The sequence below is a fragment of the Chitinophaga sp. CCNWYY40 genome, assembly GCF_037483205.1.
In the GTDB taxonomy this organism is placed as follows: Bacteria; Bacteroidota; Bacteroidia; order Chitinophagales; family Chitinophagaceae; genus Chitinophaga; species Chitinophaga ginsengisegetis.
Map to the genome: position 1 here is coordinate 296914 of NZ_JBBHLF010000005.1, position 24909 is coordinate 321822.

Consider the following 24909-nt stretch of genomic DNA (forward strand, 5'->3'; position numbering starts at 1 on the left):
CGGCGGGAAAATAAGGCGCACAAACCTACTGTAATTAGATTAAAACATCAACCTTTTGATTGTCAATTTTCTAACTACTTCATAAGGGCTTGAAATACAACTACAAGCCTCTAACCGGTTATGGCTTATAAGATATAAAATACATATTAATTCGTATCAATATTTATGACAGCATCCGAAATAAGACAGCAATTCCTGGACTTTTTTGCGTCAAAAGGGCACCAGATTGTCCCATCTGCCCCTATCGTTATTAAAAACGACCCCACCCTGATGTTCACCAACGCGGGTATGAACCAGTTCAAGGATTACTTCCTGGGCAACAGGGTGCCTCCTAACAAAAGGGTGGTTGATACGCAAAAGTGCCTGCGGGTAAGCGGCAAGCACAACGACCTGGAAGAAGTAGGCATTGATACTTACCACCATACCATGTTTGAAATGCTCGGTAACTGGAGCTTTGGCGACTATTTTAAAAAAGAAGCCATTGCCTGGAGCTGGGAACTGCTCACAGAAGTATATAAAATCCCTAAAGACAAGCTCTACGTGACTGTTTTCCAGGGAGATGAAAAAGAAAACCTGCCAAAAGACCAGGAAGCATACGACTTCTGGAAAGAACATATCGCAGAAGACCGTATCCTGCTGGGTAATAAAAAAGATAATTTCTGGGAGATGGGTGATACCGGTCCATGCGGCCCCTGCTCAGAAATCCATGTAGACTGCAGACCTGCAGCAGAAAAAAATCTGGTTGACGGTAAAACCCTGGTGAATGCCGACCACCCACAGGTGATTGAAATATGGAACAACGTATTCATGCAGTTCAACCGCCTGAAAGATAAATCCCTGGAACCACTGCCTGCCCAACACGTAGATACAGGTATGGGACTGGAACGCCTCGTAAGAGTGTTGCAGGATAAAACCTCCAACTATGATACGGACCTTTTCATGGGTACCATCCACACCACAGAAGGACTTACCGGTAAAAAATATGCCGGTACTGATGATAAAAAAGATGTAGCCTTCCGTGTAATTGCTGATCACATCCGCGCAATTTCCTTTACCATTGCCGACGGGCAGCTGCCATCCAATACCGGCGCCGGTTACGTGATCCGTCGTATTCTCCGCAGGGCGGTTCGTTACTATTTCTCTTTCCTCGATGTGAAAAAGCCTTTGTTGCACGAACTGGTACCCGTACTGGCTGCACAGTTTTCGCATGTATTCCCTGAACTGCAACAGCAGGTGGATTTTGTGAAGAAAGTAGTGTTCGAAGAAGAAAACAACTTCCTGCGTACCCTGGAAAGCGGTATCCGCCGGATCGAAGATTTTATCCAGCACGCTGCCACCAAAGCAGTTGATGGAAAAACAGCTTTTGAACTGTATGATACCTACGGTTTTCCTTATGACCTCACCAGCCTGATAGCCGCAGAAAATGGTTTTTCTGTAGATGAAAAAGGCTTTGATGCTGCCATGAAGCAACAGAAAGACCGCTCCCGCGCCGCTACAGAACTGGATATGGGCGATTGGGTAATACTCGACGAAACACCCAACTCCGTTTTCGTAGGCTACGAACAACTGGAAAGCACTACCAAACTGCTGAAGTACCGCACCGTGAAAGCAAAAGGTAAGGAGCAGTTCCAGCTGGTACTGGGCCAAACGCCTTTCTACGCTGAAAGCGGCGGACAGGTAGGTGATACCGGCACCCTGCACTTCGGCGATGAAGTAATTCATATTACCGACACCAAAAAAGAGAACAACCTCACTATACATTTTGCAGATAAACTGCCCGCACAGCCCGATGCGCCTGTAAAAGCCGCCGTAGCCAAAGATAAGCGCCATAATACAGAGCGCCATCACTCGGCCACGCACTTACTGCACGCAGCATTGCGCCAGGTATTGGGCACACACGTGGCACAGAAAGGTTCATTGGTAAATGCAGATGCCCTGCGTTTCGACTTCTCGCACTTCGCCAAAGTAACCGACGAGGAACTGGCGCAGATAGAAGCCATTGTGAACGAAAAGATCCGCGAAAATATCCCGGTAGTGATCCGTGAGCTTCCAAAGGAGGAGGCCCTGAAACTGGGCGCAATGGCTCTTTTTGGTGAGAAATACGGCGATACTGTACGCGTAGTGATCATAGACCCCGCCTATAGTGTGGAACTTTGCGGTGGTACACATATCAGCTCAACCGGCGAATTGGGCCAGTTTAAATTTGTTTCAGAAGGAGCAGTGGCCGCCGGCGTACGCCGCGTGGAAGCCGTAACCGGCTCCAAGGCAGAAGCCTTCGTTAACGAGCAACTGCAGCAACTGAAAGAAATTAAAGCCGCCCTGAAAAATCCGAAAGAACTCGTGAAATCCATAGAAACACTGATCCAGGATAAATCTTCCCTGGAAAAACAACTGGAAACACTGGAACTGGAAAAAGTACGGGCACTGGCAGCAGTAATACGCCACCAGGCAGAAAACATCAACGGCGTTAACTTCCTGGGCCAGGTAGTGAATGTAGGCAACGCGGAAGGACTGAAACAACTTTCTTTCCAGCTGAAAAACGAGATCCCGGATCATGTGCTGCTGTTTGTTGCCAATGTTGGCGGCAAAGCCAGCGTGGCCCTCAGTATTGATGAAAAACTGGTGGCGTCCAAAGGATGGGAAGCGCCAAAGATCATCAAAGAATACATTGCTCCGCTGATCAAAGGTGGTGGCGGTGGCCAGAAAACCTTTGCCACAGCAGGCGGACAGGAAACAGACAAACTGGATCAGGTAATTGCTGCGGTAAAGAAACTACTCACAGCATAAAATAATGCTCACAGCATAAAAAGATGAGGGCTGGCCAAAAAGTCTATTGGGCTTTTAGGTCAGCCCTCTCTTTTTACCCCGTTCATATAATTTATTTCATTCATATATGTAGACATAGTGCATGGGGAGTGCATTAACAGTGCATTAATAGTGCATGAGGAGTGCATGCTAACAGTATAGATAGTGCATGGATGATCCATGACATACGCAGGTCCGGGGCATTGGAGATACATCCGGAAGGCAAGAGCGGCTCCCCCATCAAATAATAAAAAAATATGCTGTAAAGCGTATTTCTTTTGCCCCCAAACCATACATTTTAACTTTTTCTTTCCTGGCACGCCCTTTAATTTTGCCGCATTAGTTTAAATTTAATCAACAAAACACCTAAGCACCATGACCAGGTTACTGCAAATCCTCACTATAGCGGGTTTTTCCTGCTTCACCATGAGCGCGGTATCTGCGCAAACGAAAGACACTTCCAAAAATCAGCTGGGAGAGTTTGATGAAATTGTAATCAAACATAAAAGCGACAAAGACGGTAAAGTGACCGTGGAAATCAAAAACGGCGATGTACTCATCAATGGCCAGAAACTGGACCAGTACAGTAACTCCGACCTTACCGTTTTCCGCAGGAAGATCACGCCGCGCGATGGCAACGCCCTCACGTTTGACAGCAACAGTTTACAGGGAGGCAGCTTTGATTTGTTTAACGACAACGATGAAGACAACGATATAGAAATGCCGGTAATGAACAAAGCCATCCTCGGTGTGATAACTGAAAAAGTGGCAGCCAGCGGCGTTACGGTAAAATCAGTAGCAAAAGGCACCCCAGCTGATAAAGCAGGCATAAAAACCGGCGATATCATTGTTTCTGTAGATGATAAAAAGATCAATGAACCGGCAGAATTATTTGAAGAGATCGGCAAACATAAACCGGCAGACAAAGTAACGGTAACGTACATACGTAATACCAAAACAAACAAGGTAGCGGTTACCCTCGATGAACGAAAAGAAATGGATAATGGCTGGACCATGCATCCACCTTTATCTGCACTGCCAAAGAACGGACCAAGATCCTTCTCTTTCCCTATGCCGCGTGGTTTCCAGGGATTTGGCGACAACTGGGATAACAACGAAAAACTGGGCCTCCGCGTACAGGATACCGAAAATAATGAAGGCGCACAGGTAATTGAGGTGGCTCCTTCTTCTGCAGCCGCAGCAGCAGGTTTCCAGAAAGACGATATAGTATTGGAACTTGCCGGGATACCGGTTAAAAATGCAGCAGAGCTATCTAAAGCATACCGTGAAACACAGGCCAAAGTGAAAGGTGATGCACCGGCAAAAATCCGCCGGAATGGATCCGATAAAACGCTGATAATTAAATTGCCCGTGAAACTGAATAAGGCGGATATATAGCCTATTTCATTACCATCTTCATCATCTTCAATTTATTTTTAAACGGCGGATACTTCATTGGAACATCCAGCCAGGTAGCCGTTTTCAGCATACCTTTCTGATGGGTAAAAGTATCAAAGCTGTATTTGCCGTGATACTTTCCCATCCCGCTGTACCCTGCGCCACCAAAGGGTAATTCAGGATTGGTGAGATGAACCAGCGCATTATTCACGCAACCTCCGCCAAAACGCACCTGTTCTATCAGTGCCTTCTCCGTTTTCTTACTCTTTGTAAAAACATACAACGCCAGCGGGTAAGGCAACTGCTTAATGGCCTCTATGGCCTGCGGCAGGCTGGCGTAGGTAAGTATAGGCAACACGGGACCAAATATTTCGTCCTGCATCACCGGGTCCGTCCATTCCACATCTTCCAGCAGGGTAGGGGCTATGTAAAGCTGATCCCGGTTTGTTTCCCCGCCGTGCAGTATGTGGCCTTCGCCCAGGTAGCCGGCCACCGTATCAAATCGCCTGGCATTGATAATACGGGCATAATCATCACTGCGGGAGGGATCTTCCCCGAAAAATTCTGTTATCGCCGCTTTCAGCGCAGCTACCAGTTCATCCTTCACTTTATGGTGTACCAGCAGGTAATCCGGCGCTACACAGGTTTGACCGGCATTCCAGAACTTACCCCACACTATTCGTTTAGCCGCCACCGTTACATTCACTTTTTCATCTACCACACAAGGCGATTTACCGCCCAGTTCCAGCGTAACCGGCGTGAGGTGCGGCACCGCCATTTCCAGGATCTTCTTGCCCACCGGGATACTCCCCGTGAAAAACACATGATCGAACCGGAAGCTCATCAGGGTAGGAATCACCTCTGTTCCATCCCCCTCTACTACCGTAATATAGGCCGGATCAAAAGTATCTTTTATCAGCGCAGCGGTTACCGCCGCAGTATGCGGCGCCAGCTCCGACGGCTTAATAATGGCACAGTTACCACCGGCAATGGCCCCCAGTAAAGGGCTGATAAGCAACATAAACGGGTAGTTCCAGGGGCCAACAATGAGGGTAAGCCCCAACGGCTGCTTATATACCCGGCTGCTGCTGGGATAGGTCACAAAAGGAGAGGTAACCGGCTCGGGCTCCATCCATTGCTTCAGCCCTTGCAGGATATAACTGATTTCTTCATACAAAAATCCTATCTCACTACCATAAGACTCCAGCGGATGCTTGTGCAGATCAGCATGCAGGGCAGCGGTGATTTTATCTTCAAACTTCTTAATCCCGTTCTTCAAACGCTTTAACTGCGTTTTGCGGAAGGAATAAGAAAGTGTGGCGCCAGAGTCGAAATAAACCTGTTGCGCCTGATAAAGCTGACTTGCCTGGGCCTTGCTGATCATAGGGAAGAAATTTTGATGTGTATCTCAATTTAGGGATTTATTGGCACCAAATAGCCTGAAATCACGGTATTATTTGAATATATTTGTGGGAATCAGTACGGAAAATGAGCGATATATACAGCAAATATGAAACAGTGATCGGGCTGGAAGTGCACGCCCAGCTGCTTACCGAAAGTAAATTATTTTGCAGCGACAGTGCAGCTTTTGGCGGCGCTCCAAATACGCATATCAGTCCCATTACAATGGGCCACCCGGGCACCTTGCCCCGCATGAACCGCAAAGCGGCCGAATATGCCATCAAACTGGGTCTTGCCTGTCATTGTGAAATTGAAAAGGACAATTATTTTGCCCGTAAGAACTACTTCTACCCGGATCTTCCAAAAGGATACCAGGTATCCCAACATACGGCTCCCATCTGTAAAGGCGGTTATATTACCATTATTACAGATGCCGGCACCCGCAATGTACAGCTGAACCGCATCCACCTGGAAGAAGATGCGGGTAAACTCCTCCACGACCAGGACCCTGACAACAGCTACGTGGATTTAAACCGCGCAGGCGTTCCCCTCGTGGAAATAGTAACCGAACCAGACATGCATAACAGTGAGGAAGCATACGCCTACCTTACCGAAATGCGCCGCCTGGTACGTTACCTCGGCGTATGTGATGGTAATATGGAAGAAGGCAGCATGCGCTGCGATGCCAACATTTCGGTTCGTCTGAAAGGCAGCACCACCCTGGGTACGAAGGTAGAGGTGAAAAATATGAACTCTATCCGCAACGTAAAACGGGCCATCGACAACGAAGTAAAAAGACAAATAGATCTCATAGAAGCCGGTGGCACCCTGGTACAGGAAACACGCAGCTTTGACGCTTCCAACGGCAGCTCGTTTTCCCTGCGTTCCAAAGAAGAAGCAAATGATTACCGCTACTTCCCGGAACCAGATCTGGCGCCATTTAAGCTAACAGATGAATTCATTAACAGCGTACGGGCCACATTGCCCGCACTGCCGGAAGAACTCATCCGTAAATACACCACCGATTTTGGCCTGCCGGAATACGATGCGCGTGTTATCTGCGATGATAAATCCACGGCCGACTATTACGAAAGTTTAATTGCCGTTACCTCGCAATATAAAGCCGCTGCCAACTGGATGCTGGGCCCTGTTAAATCCTGGCTGAATGAACACTCAGCAGAAATCAGTCATTTCCCGGTAACACCACAGGCATTGGCAGCGTTAATTACGCTTACAGATGAGGGAAAAGTCAGCTTCTCCATCGCCTCTTCCCGCATATTGCCGGAAATGATCCAAACACCCGCAGATCATCCGATGGACATCGCCACCCGCCTGAATTTATTACAGGATAACAACGCCGACAACATTTCTCCCATTATTGATGAAGTGCTGGCAAAATATCCGGATAAAGTAGCGGCCTTTAAAAGTGGCAAAAAAGGGCTGATGTCGCTGTTCGTAGGAGAGGTAATGAAATTATCCAAAGGCAAGGCTGATCCGCGGCTCACCAATGAATTGCTGGCAGAGAAGCTGAAAGGCTAAAACAGCATTGGAAATATTTATCCTATATTGAGTGGTATCCGTCAGATGAATGTTCAAAAAATAGTAGCATGAAAAAATACTTATTATGGATTTCCGCCGCCGCTTTCCTCGCAGGATGCGCCGGGCAAACGGAAAAAGGTGAATTTAAAATAGAAGGACACCTGAGCAATTTACCATTAGGTTCTGTATTACTGGAAGAACTGACACTGGACAATGTGAAAGTGGTGGATTCTACCAATGTAAAAGATGCCAGTGGCAAATTCACGCTGAAAGGAATGGTGCCCGAACAGGGACTGTACCGCGTACGCTTTGAAAATGGCAAATTTATATTACTTGCACTCGATGCCGGCGATATGAAAATAGATGGAGATATAGATAAACTGGAAGATGTAAAGATCAGCGGTTCCGAACCAACTGCCGAACTCCAACAGTTTATGAGCGATATCAGCAAACAGTCTATTGCACTCACAGAAGAAATGCGTAGCCTGGATAGTCTCCACGCTGTGCTGCCCGATAGTGCATTCCAGCCCAAAGTAGCTGCTTTTCAGAAAAAAGAAAAAGAATTTGAAAACGGCTTTTTCCTCATGGCAGATAAAACAAAAAATCCAGCCACCGCAGTATTTGCGATCAGCCAGGTGAGGAACGGAGAAGAGATTGTTGCACACAAACAGGTGATCACCAATCTTGCTACCCGTTTTCCAAAAAACACTTTGGTAAAAAGCATGACAGATAAGATCCTGGAACTGGAGAAGAATCAGGGCTCCGGCGGCGATGCAGCCGGTGGAGAAGAACCATCTGCTATAAAAGTAGGCCAGGTAGCTCCCGACTTCACCCTTCCCGATCCATCCGGCAAAATGATCAGTCTCAGTTCTTTCCGCGGTAAATTTGTACTGGTGGATTTCTGGGCCAGCTGGTGCGGTCCATGCCGCCAGGAAAACCCGAACGTGGTGAAAGCTTATCAGCAATACAAAGGAAAAAACTTTACCATTCTCGGTGTATCACTGGATAAAACAAAAGATAAATGGCAGGAAGCTATTAAAGCAGACGGACTGGTATGGAGCCATGTGAGCGATCTCAAATTCTGGGATTCTTCCGTAGTACCTTTATATGGTCTTAATGCTATTCCAACCAATTTCCTGCTGGATCCGCAGGGAAAAGTAATTGCCTCCAACCTGAGAGGACCTGCACTGGAAGCGAAGCTACAGGAAGTGCTGAAATAATATAATCGTCTACATAAAAAAAACTCACCGGCATTACACCGGTGAGTTTTTTTGTTATTATAGGTTAAGGCAAGGTTTAGTATTGTGGATTCTGTGCATTCTTCAAAGCAGGATTTGCAGAGATCTCAGTTGCCGGCAGCGGCCAGATAAACCGGTAATCAGCATACTTGATGCTACCGTAACTGGACGGTGTTACCGGTCTGGTAACGGTGTTGTAATTGCTACCGTCATCTTTCAGATCATCAACAATCACTTTTGCAGGGATACCACCTGTTCCATACTTTGCATCCAGTGCAAGACGGGTAATATCCGGCCAGCGGCGACCTTCACCCGCAAACTCTACGCGACGCTCATCCAGTACTGCCTGGATCATGTCGAGCGGAGCAGTAGTGATGCGGTTAGGACTGCCTTCAGGTAAAGAACGGTTGCGAACAGCATTGTATAACTTGAACGACTGTACGATATTACCTGCGCGTGCATAAGCTTCAGCTGCATTCAGCAATACTTCTGCATAACGGATCATCGGCGCCCAGTCGGACTTATTCAGATAATCACGGTATTTATAATTGAAGTAGAAATTCTGAACCGGCTTACCACCTGATACAGTAGCCTGTTTTACCTGCAATAAAACACGGCGCATGTCATCGCCTGCCCAGAAAGAGGCGTTGTACAGATTCGGGCTGGTGGCTACCAGGCCACGGCCTTTCTGATCAGAAGGACCAAACATCGCTGCCAGCGCACCGTTGGAACCTCCGTTGGTGATTGCACTGTTAGCGATAGAGAAAATAGATTCTGTATTATTATCTGCTTTTGTGAATGGACCATCAGGACTATCAGTGAGTTTATAACCTTTCACCGGGCTCACAAATGGCGCGCTTTGATCTGCACCCAGCTTCGCTGCTTCTGTGATAACACCCTGCCAATCGGCCATATGGAGCTTAATCCTTGTTTTCAAAGCAATAGCTGCTCCTTTGGTTGCCCTGCTGATAGGATTGGCTGTAGTAGGAAGCAGGTTCGCTTCTGCAAAATCCAGATCCGCCAGTATTTTGGTATAGTCTTCTTTTACCGTACCACGGCCCACTTTCAGCGCTTCCTGTATTTCAGCCGGTGTGCTGACAGGCATATCTCTGTAAGGAATCCCAACTTGTGCACCCGCACCATCTGCATACGGACGGCTGTAATGAATCACCGCTTCATGATGCGCCAGCGCACGCAGAAAACGGGCTTCACCTTCCAGCTGCAGCGCTTTAGCCTGCGAAATCACGTTGCTGGCAGCGGCTTTCCGCACACCATCAATGAGCGTATTGGCCTGGTTGATCAGTGCATAAAGGTTCACCCACATCTGCACATTATTGGCAGAAGTAGGACTGTAACTACCTTTGTAAGTGATATCATAAAACGTAGCCAGGTTCACCATATCTTCTCCGCGCATTTCATCCTGCTCTATGGCAGCGGCACCGAAAGGATAGCCACGGCCTAAAGTATAATCATCATTATAACTTCCCAGCGCAGCTGTATTATACATACCATTTGCAGCGAGTTCGATAGTAGACGAATCCGAAAATACGGCGTCCTGCGGCAAGGCGTTCTTTGGTGATAATTCCGTGTATTTTGAACAGGACACAGCACCCAGTGATAACACCAGTAATCCTGCTGCTACTGCTTTCATGCTTCTGTTATATTTATATGCCATTGTATTTCTCATGTTCATTATTTTTTATAATCCTACGTTAATACCAAAAGTATAGCTGCGGGGAACCGGGTTGGTGTTGTAATCCAAACCTGGTTGCGTGTTAGCTCTTGAATCCACATAAGTGTTTAATTCAGGATCAAGACCGGAATACTTTGTGATGATGAATGCGTTCTGCACCTGTGCATAAACGCGGATGCTGCTCAGCTTAATTCTTTCCAGCATAGCTTTAGGCAGGGTATAACCCAGGCCAATGTTCTGCGCACGGATAAAGCTGCCATCTTCCAGGAAACGGCTGTTAACGTTACCACTCTGCAGGATAAAGTTATCTGCACCCAGGTACAGTTTAGGCACGTCTGTTACCTGGCCCGGAGTAGTCCACCTGTTTAAAATTTCTTTACCGTTGTTCAGGAACTTCTGGTTGTTCAAACCTTCCTGGCGGGTTACGCTGTAAACCTTGTTACCACCGGAGAAAGAGAGGAACAGGTTAAAGTCGAATCCTTTGTAATTAACGGTATTGTTCAAACCACCATAATAGGTTGGAGTAGCATTACCGAGGATTTTTTTGTCGGAAGATGATAATGCTTTTGCTGAAGTAGATACATCTTCAGGTTTTGAAGCATTGTAGGCATAATAAACACCTTTTGATGCATCACCCTGTATAATGGAACCATCTGCTTTTTTCCACAATGGGTTACCGTTTGCAGGATTCACACCCATGGATTCGTAACCATAAAAAGCACCCATAGATTCACCTACGCGGGTAATGTTGTATGGATAAACGATATCTGCATTATCTACCAGTGCAGTAATTTTATTTTTTACAAAAGAGATGTTGAAGGAAGTAGTCCAGGAGAAATCACCACGCTGAATATTAGTACTGTTCACTGTCAGCTCATAACCTTTGTTATACATTTTACCCACGTTGGAATAAAATACATTCGGTTTGGTAGCGCTTGGAACACCTAATGACGGAGGCAGCGGAGATGCCAGGATCATGTTGTCAATATCATTCCTGAAATAATCAGCCGTTACGGTGATCCTGTCGTGGAATAATCCCAGATCCAGCCCGATATTCATTTTTTTGCTGGTTTCAAAAGTCAGGTCCGGGTTGTATACCTGATTGAAAGCAATACCCAGTAAGGATCCATACAGTGCTGGTTTGTAAGTACCGGCATAAGGATATGCACCGATATCCACGTTACCTACTTTAGCATAACCGCCACGGATCTTCAGGTTGCTGATCAGGTCGGCGATACCACCTTCCTGGAAGAAATTTTCCTGTGAAGCTCTCCAGCCTACGGAAACGCCCGGCAGTGTTACATCCTGTTTGCCGATAGGCAGGGAAGAAATAGCATCTCTGCGAAGGGTTGCAGATACCAGGTAGCGGTCTTTGTAGCTGTAGTTAGCTCTGATAAAGTACGACTGGAATGCGCGTTCCACCAGTGTACCACCCACCGTTTGGGTACCGGTGCTGTTGTCGATCAGGTTATCAGTACCAAAGAAAGGGCTGATCAGGTTAGTACCCTGCGCATAGAAACTTCTTTCTCTGGTTTTCTGATTTTCTGTTCCGATCACCGCGCCTACATTATGTGCGCCGATAGTTTTGTTATAGCTTAAAGTGTTTACCCAGTTATAACGGAAGCTTGGAACAGACTGCTGATAGATAATACCATTGGTACCACGGCCATCGCCATGAATCGGGTTCCAGTACTGGTAATCTTCCCCATTCATATAGTTTATACCGATCTGCGTTCTCAGGTCAAAATCTTTCAGAATTTTTACACTGGCAAAAGTATTACCGGTAAAATTCAGGTTCTTGTTACGGTAGATGTTATGATCCAACACATATTTGATGTTGGTATAGTTATCAGCGATAGTGGCTTTATTAGCGCCGCTACCGAGTGTATTGGTGTTGCTGAGATTATAGGTACCATCATTCCATTGTGCAGGTACGTTAGGTAAAGCACGGATAGCATTGGAAAGATTGCTGGAAAGTCCGTTCTGGCTAACGTTCAGACCATTGTTGGTAATGTGCGAAACACCGGCATTTACGCCTACAGTTACTACATTAAAAGCTTTCTGTTCCACTTTCAGGCGTACCTGGTATTTCCGCTGATCATTACCAACAAGAATACCTTTCATATCGGTATATCCGAGGGAAACGTAGTAGTTGGTTTGATCATTGGCACCGCTTAATGACAGCGCATGATTCTGTTGGAACCCTGTTCTGGTCACAATTTTCTGCCAATCGGTATCGTAAAAACCGCCATCAGGATTTGGTGTAGGGAAAGCATCCGGTGTAGCTGTTGGCTTGGCGTTCAGCTTTTTCTCATTAGCGATGGTTACAAATTCATCTGCATTCAGCAGATCAAATAATTTGGAAGGCTTAGCTGCAGCCATCCACATATCGTATGTGAGGCGTGGTCTACCGCTTTTACCTCTCTTGGTAGTTACCAGGATAACGCCGTTAGCGGCCCTGGAACCATAGATTGCAGTAGCGGCGCCATCTTTCAGCACTTCCATGCTTTCGATATCATTTGGATTGATATCACCCAGCGGGTTATTGGAAGTAATAGTACTCTGGTTGCCGGTGATGTAAGGCACCCCGTCAATTACATACAACGGATCGGTGCCACTGCTGATACTGTTGGTACCGCGGATGCGGATACGTGCAGGCTGGCCCAGTATACCGCTGGACACAGTAGCCTGTACACCTGCTACCTGTCCGGATAACTGACGATCGATGCTGGATGCGGCCACATTTTTCAGCGTGGCTCCTTTGATGCTGGATACAGAAGCCGTGAGGTTTTTACGCTCAATAGTACCGTAACCAACCACCACTACTTCGCTCAATCCTTTCAGATCGGCAGCCAGTTGGGCGTTTACGATAGATTTACCGGTAATACTTTCCTGTTGGGCGGTATAACCTACAAAAGAAAATTCAATGGCAGTCGCCTTCTCACCAACGTTGAGCTTAAACTCTCCATTGGAGGCCGTCATGGTGCCGTTGGAAGTACCAACAATTTTCACTGTAACCCCAGGCAGCGGAGATCCATCTTTGGAGTCTGTCACCTTACCTGTGATGACCCTGGTTTGGCCAAGCGCCTGCAGCGCGGTAATAGCCGCAAATAACCAGAGAAACAATCCTTTCTTCATAAGCGATTTTGATTTGAAAAAATAAATGTAATACAGACATGTCCAGGCATAGCATGGCCATTTAGCGCAAGGCTATTATTATATAACAATAAAGACTAAACGAAATAACAATGTTGCTTTGCGGAAATCTTCGCAAAGCACAATTCTACATAAGCAATCTAAAAATCATAAGCAATCCTAACATTATAAAAACAAGTGAACAAGAGTACAGCAGTGGCACGCCACTGAATAATCAGATAATTTTATACAGATTGCCATTTCATTTTCTGTGGTCAACAGAAAACGACTCCGTTCCTGCGTGAACAGCAGGATGGGCAACTATTGAATCTCATTAAATTAGATGGAAAATCTGGCCGTAAGCCGCTCCCCATAAGCAAATATTCCCGTTATAAATTCCCGATAAGCAAAAAAAATGTATTCGTTGTTATGTTGTATTACTCTAAATAAACCTTGATTCTCCGATTTTGGCTTCATGAAAATTTTCATGACGGGAACAAATATAGGGAAACATTTCAAGTAAAAAATAACATTTTAGGGGTAAATGAAGATAAGCATAAAAAAAGCGGTTGTCTCTTTGCAGAGACAACCGCTTCGTATTATTAGTTAAATGAAATACTGATTATTGTTTGGTATCCCACCAAACGCGATCTGTAAGTTTGCCTGGTTGTTCAGGCTGTGCGTTTGTTTCATTCTCTGAAGCTGGATACACCCATCTGCGTGGGATGGTAGTGATACCCTGGTATGCATTCTGCACAACAGTGAGCTTAGGGAAATTAGTTCTGCGCCAGTCGTTGTATGATTCAAGAGACAGATAGTTAGAAATATATTTCTGTGTCATGATCACCTCGTAAGCATTGGCAGCAGTAAGTGTGCATTTAGCAGTGATATAAGCCTGAACCGCAGCGCTGGCCGGATTCAAACCGCATCTTTCCATATGCGCTTCCACTGCACTTTTAAGAACAGGTTGAGCTGCAGCAAAACCAGCGGTCAGGAAAGTAGCTTCTGCTTTGATGAACAGCTGTTCATCATAAGTAGCTAAATACACTGACTGATCAGCAGCAGCAAAGAACTTACCTACACCTGAAAGTGAATCAATGTTAATCTGGTCTTCGCCTATTATTCTGCCTCTGTAACCAGTGCCTAATTTAACCGGATCTACCATTACTGGCAACCTGGGATCATTTGTTGATTGCAGCAAAGTGAGGAAAGTAGATGATACTGCAACGCTACCCCATTTCACTGTAAACTGGTTCCAGGGGGCTTCTGATCCGGATTTGGTACCAAATGTAACACCTGGATTGAAACTGGCATCAGGGAAAGCCTTTGCCAATGCTGTTAAGGCAGCTTGTGCCTGTGTGGCAGCCACTTTACCAGGTGCATATGTTAAACGTAAAGCAAAACGGGCTTTCAGGAAATAAGCAAACGCCGTCCACTTTTCAGGATCGGAACCATATATCAGATCTTTATCACCAACTGATCCGGAAGCATCTTCCTGTGCCAGCAGTGCGATGGCATCATCCAGTAAAGTATTAATGCTGGTGTAAATGCTTTCCTGCGTATCATACTTTGGCTTTAAATTTCCAAAGCCTGTGAATCCCTGTGAATAAGGTACTGCATTCCACAAGTCGGTAGCAACAGCCATATTATAAGCCATTAATACCTTTCCTATACCAGCGGCATGCGGATGACTAGCTGTGGCAGCCTGGTCCTGCAGGATCTTCAGGTTGTTCAGGATCTGGGGATACATGTCAAAAGACCAGGTATTATCTACATCGGAAGCTGTTACTTTATAAGTATCCCATTCCGGTGCATTTTGGTCATAACCCAGTTGTTGTGTCCAGAAAGCGGCAGTTCTGGCAGGATAACCACCCGCAATATTAAATGCGGTAGTTAATTCAACACCGCCCACCAACAGGGCGTCAGTTACGTTCGTGGCTGCAGCCGGGTCATTGTTTACATCCAGGAATTTTTTACATCCTGAACCCCCTAACATTACACTTCCCGCTATAATGGATATAATTATCTTCTTGTTCATCATTACTCAGTTTAGAAAGTTAACTTCAAAGTTGCGTTGTAAGATCTGGTGCTTGGTGAAACGTAGTGATAGAAACCACCGGAGTTACTACCTGCTCCATAAGTACTCAGTTCAGGATCTGAACCGGTAAAGTGTGGAGTGTAGATCCACAGGTTACGGCCTGCAACAGAAACCATTGCCGCTTTAAATGGAGTACGTTTTAACAACTTTGGACTAAAATTATAGGCCAGTGTAACATTTCTCAGTTTTACAAACGTTGCATCCTGGATCAGGTTTTCATAAGTATCACCCCATGCCTGCCAATAAGGCTCATTAGTTTTAATGGATTTCGTGTTTTGTTTACCATCGGCAGTTACACCGTCATATACCTTTGATCCGTCGCGGCTGCTGGTAAGACCACTGGTACCGTAGAAGGTCATATAGTATTCATCAAAGTTGATCACCTGACCACCAAAACGGCCGTCGAACGTAAACGACAGGTTGATACCTTTATAAGATACGCTGTTGGTTACACCACCAATCCATCTTGGTTGAGTATTACCAATATCAAAAGAGGTACCATCATCCTGGATAGGATAACCGTCATCATCGATCAGCAGTTTACCCTGGTCGTTCCTCTTGTAACGTGAACCTCTGATAGTACCATAAGGCTGACCAGCTACCAGGTATATACCCGGAGTGGTGAAACCGCCTATCTGGATAGAAGTTACACCTTCAGTCAGCTCATTGATCATGGCTTTGTTCCTGGAGTAGTTAGCAGAAATATTCCAGTTGAAATCTTTACCCCTGATTGGGTTAGCATTTAAAGTTACTTCCAAACCTTTGTTGGTGATCTTACCTGCATTGATTACTGCCTGGGTATAACCGGAACCAGCAGATACTGCTGTCTGGAATATCAGGTCAGTACTAACCTTATTATAGTAGCTCGCTTCCAGGCCAATACGGTTGTCTAACCATTTTGTTTCCAAACCAACTTCAAATTCTTTAATCCTTTCTGGTTTCAGATCAGGATTACCCAACACATTATTCTTGGAGAAACCATTTACACCATTGAAAGGAAGATCCAGTGAACCACGAAGACCATCACCAACTACTGTTTTATTAAAAGGTGTTGCTACCTTATAAGGGAGTGCATCATTACCAATAGCAGTGTAAGCCACCCTTACTTTACCAAATGATAATACTTTGCTATCTTTTAATCCTTCCAGTTCAGAGAATACAAATGCACCGGTAACAGAAGGGTAGAAGTAGGAGTTATTCTTAACCGGCATGGAAGATGACCAGTCATTTCTACCAGTTAAGGTTAATGACAACATACGGTTATATTCCAGGACTGCCTGGCCGTAAATACTCACCCTTCTTCTGTCGTAGAAAGTTTTCGTAGATGTTACAGACTCCGCACTGGTAATATCGTAGAAGCCAGGTACGGCTAACCCGATACCTTTTGAAAACTGATCGGTATAGTGTTCAGAAATGATGTTATTACCTACCATTACGGTCAGATCGAATTTATTAAATTCTTTTCTGGCGGTAGCGTAAAAGTCGTGGTTGATCTGTTTGTTGTTGATGATTTCATTGTACATACGACCATTCGGGAAAGTACCAAATGAGCCGATTGCCTCATGAAATATACGTTCATCTGTATAAATATCCGCACCAATTCTTTCTGTTAAAGTCAGCCAGTTTAATGGAGTATATACCAGGCTGAAGTTAGGAATGAAGCGGGATACATTCAGTTGCAATCCGGTATTGGCAGCAGTCCAGAAAGGGTTATTGGCATTCACCTTATACATATTCTGTGACTTATCTACCGGGTTCTCATATGGTAACAGGTTGTAACTTACCGGGGCAGTGTAAAGGTTAGCCAGGTAAGAAGTACCACCACTACCGTTACCTTCCAGCAAACGGTCGTTACGTGAATCGATGTAGCTGATACCCGTAGTTGCTGTTAACTTATCGGTAAGATGGGTAGAGAAATTTGCGTAAAAGGAATTACGATAAAAATCAGTACCGGGAGCCACACCTTCCTGTCTTAAAGAAGAGTAGGACATCAGGTAATTAGATTTATCTGTAGATCCATTCAGGCTGATGTTATTATCCCAGGTAGTGCCTGTTTTAAAGAACGCATCACGTGGATCGTAGGTAACAGCTGGCTTACCGTCAACTTTTAAGGTATCCATTTTAGCGCCCCAGGAACGTGAAGTAGGACGGGTTCTTCCATCCCAGAATACTCCACCGTTACCTTGTGACCAACCGGTCTGAAACTCAGGCAGTACCACTTTATCAATGTTCAAGCTGGAACCCACTGTGAGGCTGAAAGATTTACCTTTCAAACCAGCACCGGTTTTAGTGGTGATGATGATCGCTCCACCAGCAGCCCTGGAACCATACAATGCCGTTGCAGAAGCACCCCGGAGAACGTTTACAGACTCAATAATATTAGGGTCAATGTCGATGCCCCTGTTAGGAGTAGTACCACCCGCCAGTACAGGATCATCGTCAGAATCACCGGCTCCAATCTGATCATTATTGATCGGGTTACCATCTACTACAAACAGTGGTTGGTTATTACCGGTCAAAGAGGCACCACCACGAATAACGATACGGGTACCACCACCCGGAATACCGGAAGTGTTATTAATTTGTACACCGGCAATTTTACCCTGCATACCATTCAGGAAGTTTACTTCCTTGGATTGCACGATATCATCACCTTTTACTTCCTGGGTAGTATAACCCAGGGTGCGTTTTTCGCGTTTAATACCCAGCGCGGTAACTACTACCTCACTAAGATCTTTATTGTCGGCGCCAAGTGCAACATTGATAGTGCCTTCAGCTCCAACCGGTACTTCTTTAGATGCGTAACCAATAAAAGAAAAAACAAGCACGGAACCCGCGGGAGCTTCGAGTTTGTAAGAGCCATCGTTGGTGGTTAGGGAACCTTTACCTGTACCTTTAATTCCGACAGATACACCAGGGAGTCCGGAGCCGTCTTTGGCATCCGTAACCTTGCCGCTGATTAATTTTGTTTGTGCATAGGCTTGCACAACACTGATGGCCACTAGCAACCATAAGAGTAGTCCTCTTTTCATAAGCAATTTAGATTTGAAAGATATTGTCAGTTAACTAATAAAAATGGGGGTGCCGTACTCATTTATCCCAAAGGTTAATTCCGTAAATCCGTTTTCCTCATAACCCATCGTTCCTTATTCGTATTTTTCTCAAAGCAAATTCCAGTTTCTCTCCTCTATTTTCTTCCTAAACTATATCAGAAACTGTTTCCGGTATAGATTTGAAATGGCGGTTAAATCCACACAAGCACCAACTAATTAAAATTTTGTTATTTAGATTCTGTTTTAGATTCTGATACGTATTTGTTAAATATTGTTTAAATTCTACTGCAATATAGGAAATTTAAAAAATACTAGTGCAAAACCAGCTTTTTTTTAAATCTGTTCCGGAATATATCCCAACAGCCATCTTCACCTGAGAATCGTATTTATAAGCTAGTAATTATAATAAATATAATATATAATTATTTATCTTTCAAATATATTATACTCATATAAGTACCCAGCAAAAACCGGTTGGTTATTATATTATATAATGATATACATGCTATCAGTCTGATCATATATATATCGCAATGCTGCCCGCAGCCAGAGCCTGTTTTGCCTGATCCTTCCTAAAATAAATCACTTGATAATTATTCCGCTCTTTTTTTTCTTATCCAGTAGGCATCTGCTCAAATAAAAAAAGGTGCCTCCGCGGAAGCACCTCTCTTGTCATATAATAATATTAATTGGAATAACCCTGGTTCTGTACCATATTCGGATTTGCATCCATCTCGGCCTGCGGAATAGGGAAAGCTACGCGGAAATCACTCGCCTCCGTAACCCTTGTGCTCAGCGCGTTGGCATCTCTGATATTACGCTGTCCATTCTTCCGGAACAGATCAGACATACCCAAACCTTCACCCACCAGCTCCAATCTTCTCTGCTTAATAATTTCAGCTTTGATATTTGCAACATCAGTAAAAGGATCCAGTCCACGTTTAGCTCTCAGCATATTCACATCATCCGTTGCTTTCTGCAGGTTACCCAACTCAGCATAAGCTTCTGCACGATTCAGCAACACTTCACTGATTCTCAGGATCTTTACGTTTACAAGACCTACCTGTCCTGTTGCTTCATTACCCGAAAATTTCATCAGGTAGTTACTGCCATCAAGATTCTGAACCAGCTCATTACGAACATCCTTTGGATCCAGCAATTCCATAAAACCATCTGTGAGCCTGATATCTCCATACCCACCTAATTTAGCAGGTACATACATATAACCGAAGTTATTGGAGCCGGCACCATCTGGTGTCAGGAAACGCAGGGAAAAGATTTCTTCCGAACCGGCGGCATCCAGGTTGAATGCTTTCGCCACTTCAGACGCTTCATATAAGGAATACTTCCCGATCAGCTTATCAGCTTCGTCAATAGCCAGCTGCCAGTCGCCCTTATACAGGTAAGCACGGCTCAGTAATGCAGTTGCTGCATCCTTTGTAGCATTAAACACATTCGCGTTTCTGTCTTCGGATTTACCCGCAGGAGCAGTTTGCTGCGCCACTTTCAGATCGCTGATAATAGCCGCATAGGTTTCAGCCAGCGTACTGCGACCAGGTTTATAGTTTGCAGGAGCATCCACCGCTTTTGTTACCAGTGTAATACCGGTATTGGGCTCATTGATTTTTGCTGCTACGTTGGTGTAAGGTCTTGTGTACCTCCTGGCCAGATCGAAATTTGCCAATGCACGCAGAAAATAGGCTTCTCCACGGATGGTACTGGTCTTTTCAGTTTCAGGCATTTTATCGATCAGTACATTCGCCTGGTTTACCACTCTGTATGCATTCAGGAATGTATTGGTTTGCGGCGCCAGCAATGGTGTATAGTTCAACTGGAATTCTGTAATAAACCGGTTGGAGTTCTGGGAAGTGATCTTCATATCATTACCGCCCAGGTCAGACACGATCATGAAGTCGCGGCCATAGTATTCCAGCGTTTGCATGCGCTCATACATTCCGTTTGCAAGAATACGTGCGTTCCCTTCATTTACCGCATCCCCTTCATTCAATGAGGACTGCGGATTCTGATCCAGCTTGGAGCAGGCTGAAAACAAACCAGCCGTAGCCAATGCTAATATGGAGAGTTTTGTATATTTCATAATTAACTTAAATTTTTGATGTTACTTCATTACAGTCCCACACTAATACCAAACGTGATCACTCTTGAAGTAGGATAACGGTAAAAATCAGTTCCCGCATTTGTAGTAGCCGGAGATGCAGTGCTGGTTGGAGAAATCGGGTTGGTGCTCATATCCGGATCCCATCCTTTATATCCTGTCAGCGTAAATAAGTTCTCTGCCTGCGCATATACTCTCAATCCCTGCATTTTCAATCTGCTCAAAGTACTTTTTGGAAGATTGTAACCTAATGAAAGGTTTCTCAGCCGCACATAGGAGATATCTTCCAGGTAGCGGGTAGAGGAAGCATTGGAGTTGGTACCATTACCCCAGATTACTTTAGGTCTGTCTGCAATATCGCCTGGTTTTTCCCAGTGGCTGCCGGCATCTTTCGCCTGGTTTCCGGTGGTGTTGTTACCATCGCTTTCCAGGAAGGAACGGTTATAGTTGTAAGCTTTGTTTCCTGCGCTGAAAGTGATGAACACAGACAGGTCGAATTCTTTGTAAGTGAATTTATTGGTGAAACCGCCTGTGATTTTAGGCAGTGCCTGGCCAACATATTTTCTAACTGCTGAATTGTAATCGGAAGTTGGTTTTCCGTCGGCGCCTTCCCAGGTAGCAGCACCGGTAGCAGGATCAACACCTGTCCAAACCGGCATATACCAGGAACCAAATGGCATCCCCACTTCAATCCGCTGACGGGAACCCGCCGGAATGAACTGCTGACCGCCCAGAGACAGTATCCTGTTTTTCAGGGTAGCGAAGTTCAGATCTGAAGTCCACTGGAAGTTTTTAGTAGACACCGGGATACCACCCAGTGTTACTTCAAAACCCTGGTTCAGCATCTTACCTACGTTCATCGTCATTACATCAAAACCGCTGGTCATGGATAATGGCAGTTGCATGAGCAATGCGGAAGAGCGTTTGTCGTAATATCCAACGCTACCGTATAAACGTTTTTTCAGTACACTGATATCCAATCCCACATCATACAGGTTTTGTTTTTCCCAGCTCAGCGCCATGTTGCCCGGCTGTTTCAGATAAGCAACTGATCCGCCATCATAAGCACCTACAAGGCTATACAGGGGTTGATAAGGATAATCTCCCAAACCTTCTGCATTACCCATAATACCATAGCTGGAACGCAGTTTCAGATCGTTCAGCCAGGAGATGTTTTTTGTAAATTCTTCTTCTGTAATACGCCATGCAGCACCAACAGAGTAGAAATTACCATAGCGGTTGTCTTTAGGGAAACGGGAAGAACCGTCTCTTCTGAAACTACCACTTAAGAAATACTTTGATTTATAGTCATAGTCTGCTTTCGCCAGTATGCCCTGGAAAGCATAAGATGTTTCATCACCGGCCATGTCAAAGTACTGGGAACCCGCATCCGGCACCTGTGCCTGACCATTGGGAAAACCATTCTTTGCACCATAGTTCCACACACGGTTCTGGAAGGAATATTCATTACCTGCCAGTAAACGGAAACTGTGATCTTTACCCAGGTTGAAGTTGTAAGTCAGTAATTGCTGGGTAGTGTACAACGCCATGTTGGTATTCACATTGTACATATAACCGCCATAGTTGCGTCCATCGTAAGAATCCGGAGATGTCCATTGCTTTTCGCGGATGTTGGTCAACTCTGCATTACCCTTTACCACGAAACGTAACCCGTCAATAATGTTATAGCCCAATGCAGCATTAAAGACTGTTTGGGTATTATTGCTTCTGTTATAGTTACTGTTTACAGTGCTCACGAAGTTACCCCCGCGTAATACCGGGCGGTAAGAGGAGGGAATATCCGCAAAACCAGCCCAGGACGTGGTGCCTGGCTGACCAGCAGTATATCCGTTATAAGGATTTCCGTTCTCATCACGGGAAGGGATAAACGGAGAATTGGCCAGTGCGCCCATCAGCGGTGAAGAGTAGCTGTTACCTGCACTTGCACTTCTCTGATCAGTATAGCTGCCGTTTACCTTTACGCTCAGGTCAAATTTTTCGTTGAACTTATGATCCACATTCAAACGGCCACTATACCGGCTGAAATCAGAGCCAATCAGGATACCCTGCTGTTTGAAATAATCGCCGGAAGCATAGAACTGTGTTTTATCATTTCCGCCGCTGGCGTTGATACCGTAGGATTGAGTTTTACCCGTGCGGAAAGCTTCGTCCATCCAGTCGGTGTTGATATTTGTGAGACTGTTCGGACGATTCGCCAGGATCTGTTCTGCAGTGAAAAGTGGTGTACCGTCTTTTTTGGTCGCATTTTTCATAGCCTCCCGCTGATATGCCAGCAGTTCAGTAGCGTTCATCATATCAATTGCATGCGACAGGTCCTGGAAACCATATTTGGCATTGAAATTAATTCTGCTCACCCCTTTCTTACCGGTTTTGGTAGTAATAACCACCACACCGTTAGAACCACGGGAACCGTACAATGCTGTGGCAGACGCATCTTTCAGGATGGTCACATTTTCAATGTCGGCAGGGTTCAGGTTAGCAATTACATCCTGGGAAGGCGTGTTCTGGGTAAAATCTCCGGAAGAAATTATTACGCCGTCTACTACATACAGCGGGCTGTTGCTCGCAGAAATAGAACCGATACCACGGATACGTACCTCCGTTTTTGCACCAGGCTGACCGGAGTTAGTTGATACCGCAACACCAGGCGCGTTACCCTGCAGCATCTGGTTTACATCAGGCAGTGCAACGTTGTTGATCTTTGCGCCATTGATGCTGGATGCGGCAATGGTAGAGTTGATCTTCTTTTCCACGGTGTAACCTGTTACCACTACTTCATCCAGACTTTTGGAATCTGTTTTCAGTTTTACATTCAAAGTGGCAGCAGTACCTACCGGCACCTCTTTTGCTTCAAACCCAATAAATGATACGATCAGTGTGGCATTGGCATCCACCTGGATAGTGTAGACCCCTTCGGGATTCGTTGCGGTTCCTTTTGTGGTGCCTTTAATCTGGATGTTGGCACCAGGAATAGCTGAGCCATCTGCGGCATCAGTGACTCTCCCTGTTACTGTGCGGCTTTGCGCATAGACCTGCCCGCCCAGAAATAGCACGGACAAGAGGAGAAATAGTACTTTCCTCATAAGCATGATTTTGTTTCCTTAACCTTAAAAAATAATCCTCATTATCAAGACCCGTAAGCCTTAATTCAATTGGTTCCCGTTAAATAAGCAGTTGGTGAAATTGTGATTGGATACTTAAAGCTGGAGTAGGTAAAACGGTACAGTGATATTGACCATAAATTAAACAATTGACCTCTTCTCTTGCAATTTATTCAATAAATCGCAAGCAGAAGTAATCAACTTCTTCCTCATAAGCAGTTTCCTTAGCAAATTTTCAACCAGCCTCAAATATAATAATTCTTAACAAAAAGTTAAGCTTGGAAAGTTCCCGATAACGTTTAGGTAACATCTTTTTAACGCCTCATTAACATATAATTTTAATAACTAATACGTAAGGGCATAAAAATGAAACAAGCGGCAAGAATACCGCCTGTGCTCATCAACCAAAATCTAAATCGAGATTAAAGTTGCCCCGCATAACTGCGGGGCGAATGTTTTTATCAGGAAAGGGTAAGCGGATATGTTTTTAACAGCTCCAGCAATACCATAAAGAGATCATCATTGCGATGATTAAACCGGTATTCACACTCTTTCAGGTGTAAATAAGCAGTATTCCGGTTCAGCCCCTTGAACTTAGCCAGGCGATGCTTGGTTAAGCCCCAGAAAGCATCCACGTCATCCATCTGATGCGTGTCGGAAGTTTGCCCCAGCCGGTATAAGCGGTACTGACCGAGATCTACCAATCCATTGAACCGGCGCAAACGTTCTGTAGCCACCTGCGTTTCCAATACGGAACGCCCGCGGGTAGCTGCATGAATCATTGACCGGCTTACGTCCGGGAGAATTTCGGTGTGTAACCTGTCTGAGGATCTGCAGATGCCGAAGATTACCGGCTTAACAATCCGGTCTACTTCCGGCTTTACCGCCACCAGCGTGTCGCTGTCGTGGTCGGAGGTAAGGTCACTTTGCCGGGGTTCGTACGTTAACACGGGAACGGGCACAGGATGCTGCGTTTCACAGTATCGCGCAATCTGGTGTCGTAGCTTCTTCAGGTAGCTGTTAATAGTTACCCTGCTTACACCGCTGATATTCGCTATCTGGGTCGCAGTAAGATCATCGGCAAACAGCCGCAGGATCTCCTTAAATTTGCGCTCGGATAAATGAGCGCCCTTTAAGTACTTATTTTTCATGAACTATGTGGTTAGAATGGCGTATTAAACCTCATACTTTTTCATTATAATACCCCCCCTTTTTTTACAAGCGGCTATAAGGGTATGTGAATGCTGCCCACTAGATCATTTCAGCTTTATTTTTTGTCCATTTTAGCTAAATATTTAGCATCCACTGCGG

General features: G+C 45.2%; 12 protein-coding genes. 4 read left to right on the forward strand and 8 right to left on the reverse strand.

Annotation, left to right across the window (positions count from 1 at the left end; translation table 11 throughout):
- Positions 1–165 precede the first annotated feature (165 nt).
- Entirely contained in the window at positions 166–2787 is a 2622-nt protein-coding gene (gene alaS, locus V7S65_RS20260) for an alanine--tRNA ligase (RefSeq protein WP_336387796.1), read from the forward strand.
- Between the two features lie 393 nt (positions 2788–3180).
- Positions 3181–4203, forward strand: a complete 1023-nt coding sequence (locus V7S65_RS20265; protein WP_336387795.1) for a PDZ domain-containing protein — start codon at positions 3181–3183, stop codon at positions 4201–4203.
- A 1-nt stretch (position 4204) separates the two neighbouring features.
- On the opposite strand, the gene V7S65_RS20270 is transcribed toward V7S65_RS20265, so the two are convergent.
- Positions 4205–5587 (reverse strand): aldehyde dehydrogenase, encoded by a 1383-nt coding sequence (locus V7S65_RS20270; RefSeq protein ID WP_336387794.1) that lies wholly within the window; start codon positions 5585–5587, stop codon positions 4205–4207.
- A gap of 104 nt (positions 5588–5691) precedes the next feature.
- Here V7S65_RS20270 and gatB point away from each other — a divergent pair, with 104 nt between their 5' ends.
- Both gatB and V7S65_RS20280 read left to right on the forward strand, forming a co-directional pair.
- The gene (gene gatB / locus V7S65_RS20275; protein WP_336387793.1) at positions 5692–7143 is read left to right on the forward strand and encodes an Asp-tRNA(Asn)/Glu-tRNA(Gln) amidotransferase subunit GatB; all 1452 of its coding nucleotides are present in this window, start codon (positions 5692–5694) and stop codon (positions 7141–7143) included.
- A gap of 68 nt (positions 7144–7211) precedes the next feature.
- The gene (locus V7S65_RS20280; RefSeq protein WP_079469876.1) at positions 7212–8363 is read left to right on the forward strand and encodes a TlpA disulfide reductase family protein; all 1152 of its coding nucleotides are present in this window, start codon (positions 7212–7214) and stop codon (positions 8361–8363) included.
- Positions 8364–8439: 76 nt separating this feature from the next.
- Here the strand turns inward: V7S65_RS20280 and V7S65_RS20285 are convergent, their stop codons facing one another.
- From V7S65_RS20285 to V7S65_RS20315, 7 genes are all read right to left on the reverse strand, one after another.
- Positions 8440–10068, reverse strand: coding sequence for a RagB/SusD family nutrient uptake outer membrane protein (locus V7S65_RS20285; protein ID WP_200817235.1), 1629 nt, complete (start codon positions 10066–10068; stop codon positions 8440–8442).
- Between the two features lie 12 nt (positions 10069–10080).
- Positions 10081–13212, reverse strand: coding sequence for a SusC/RagA family TonB-linked outer membrane protein (locus V7S65_RS20290; RefSeq protein WP_336387792.1), 3132 nt, complete (start codon positions 13210–13212; stop codon positions 10081–10083).
- A 619-nt stretch (positions 13213–13831) separates the two neighbouring features.
- Positions 13832–15247 carry a SusD/RagB family nutrient-binding outer membrane lipoprotein gene (locus V7S65_RS20295; protein WP_336387791.1) on the reverse strand — a complete coding sequence of 472 codons (1416 nt, stop codon included), beginning with the start codon at positions 15245–15247 and terminating at the stop codon, positions 13832–13834.
- An 11-nt stretch (positions 15248–15258) separates the two neighbouring features.
- Complete coding sequence (locus V7S65_RS20300; RefSeq protein WP_336387790.1) at positions 15259–18339, reverse strand: SusC/RagA family TonB-linked outer membrane protein; 3081 nt, start codon at positions 18337–18339, stop codon at positions 15259–15261.
- A 706-nt stretch (positions 18340–19045) separates the two neighbouring features.
- A complete protein-coding gene (locus tag V7S65_RS20305) occupies positions 19046–20458 on the reverse strand; it encodes a RagB/SusD family nutrient uptake outer membrane protein (RefSeq protein WP_079469881.1) in 1413 nt (470 codons plus the stop codon).
- Between the two features lie 29 nt (positions 20459–20487).
- A complete protein-coding gene (locus V7S65_RS20310; RefSeq protein ID WP_336387789.1) occupies positions 20488–23580 on the reverse strand; it encodes a SusC/RagA family TonB-linked outer membrane protein in 3093 nt (1030 codons plus the stop codon).
- 479 nt (positions 23581–24059) lie between these two features.
- Positions 24060–24749 (reverse strand): hypothetical protein, encoded by a 690-nt coding sequence (locus tag V7S65_RS20315; protein WP_079469883.1) that lies wholly within the window; start codon positions 24747–24749, stop codon positions 24060–24062.
- Positions 24750–24909: the final 160 nt, after the last annotated feature.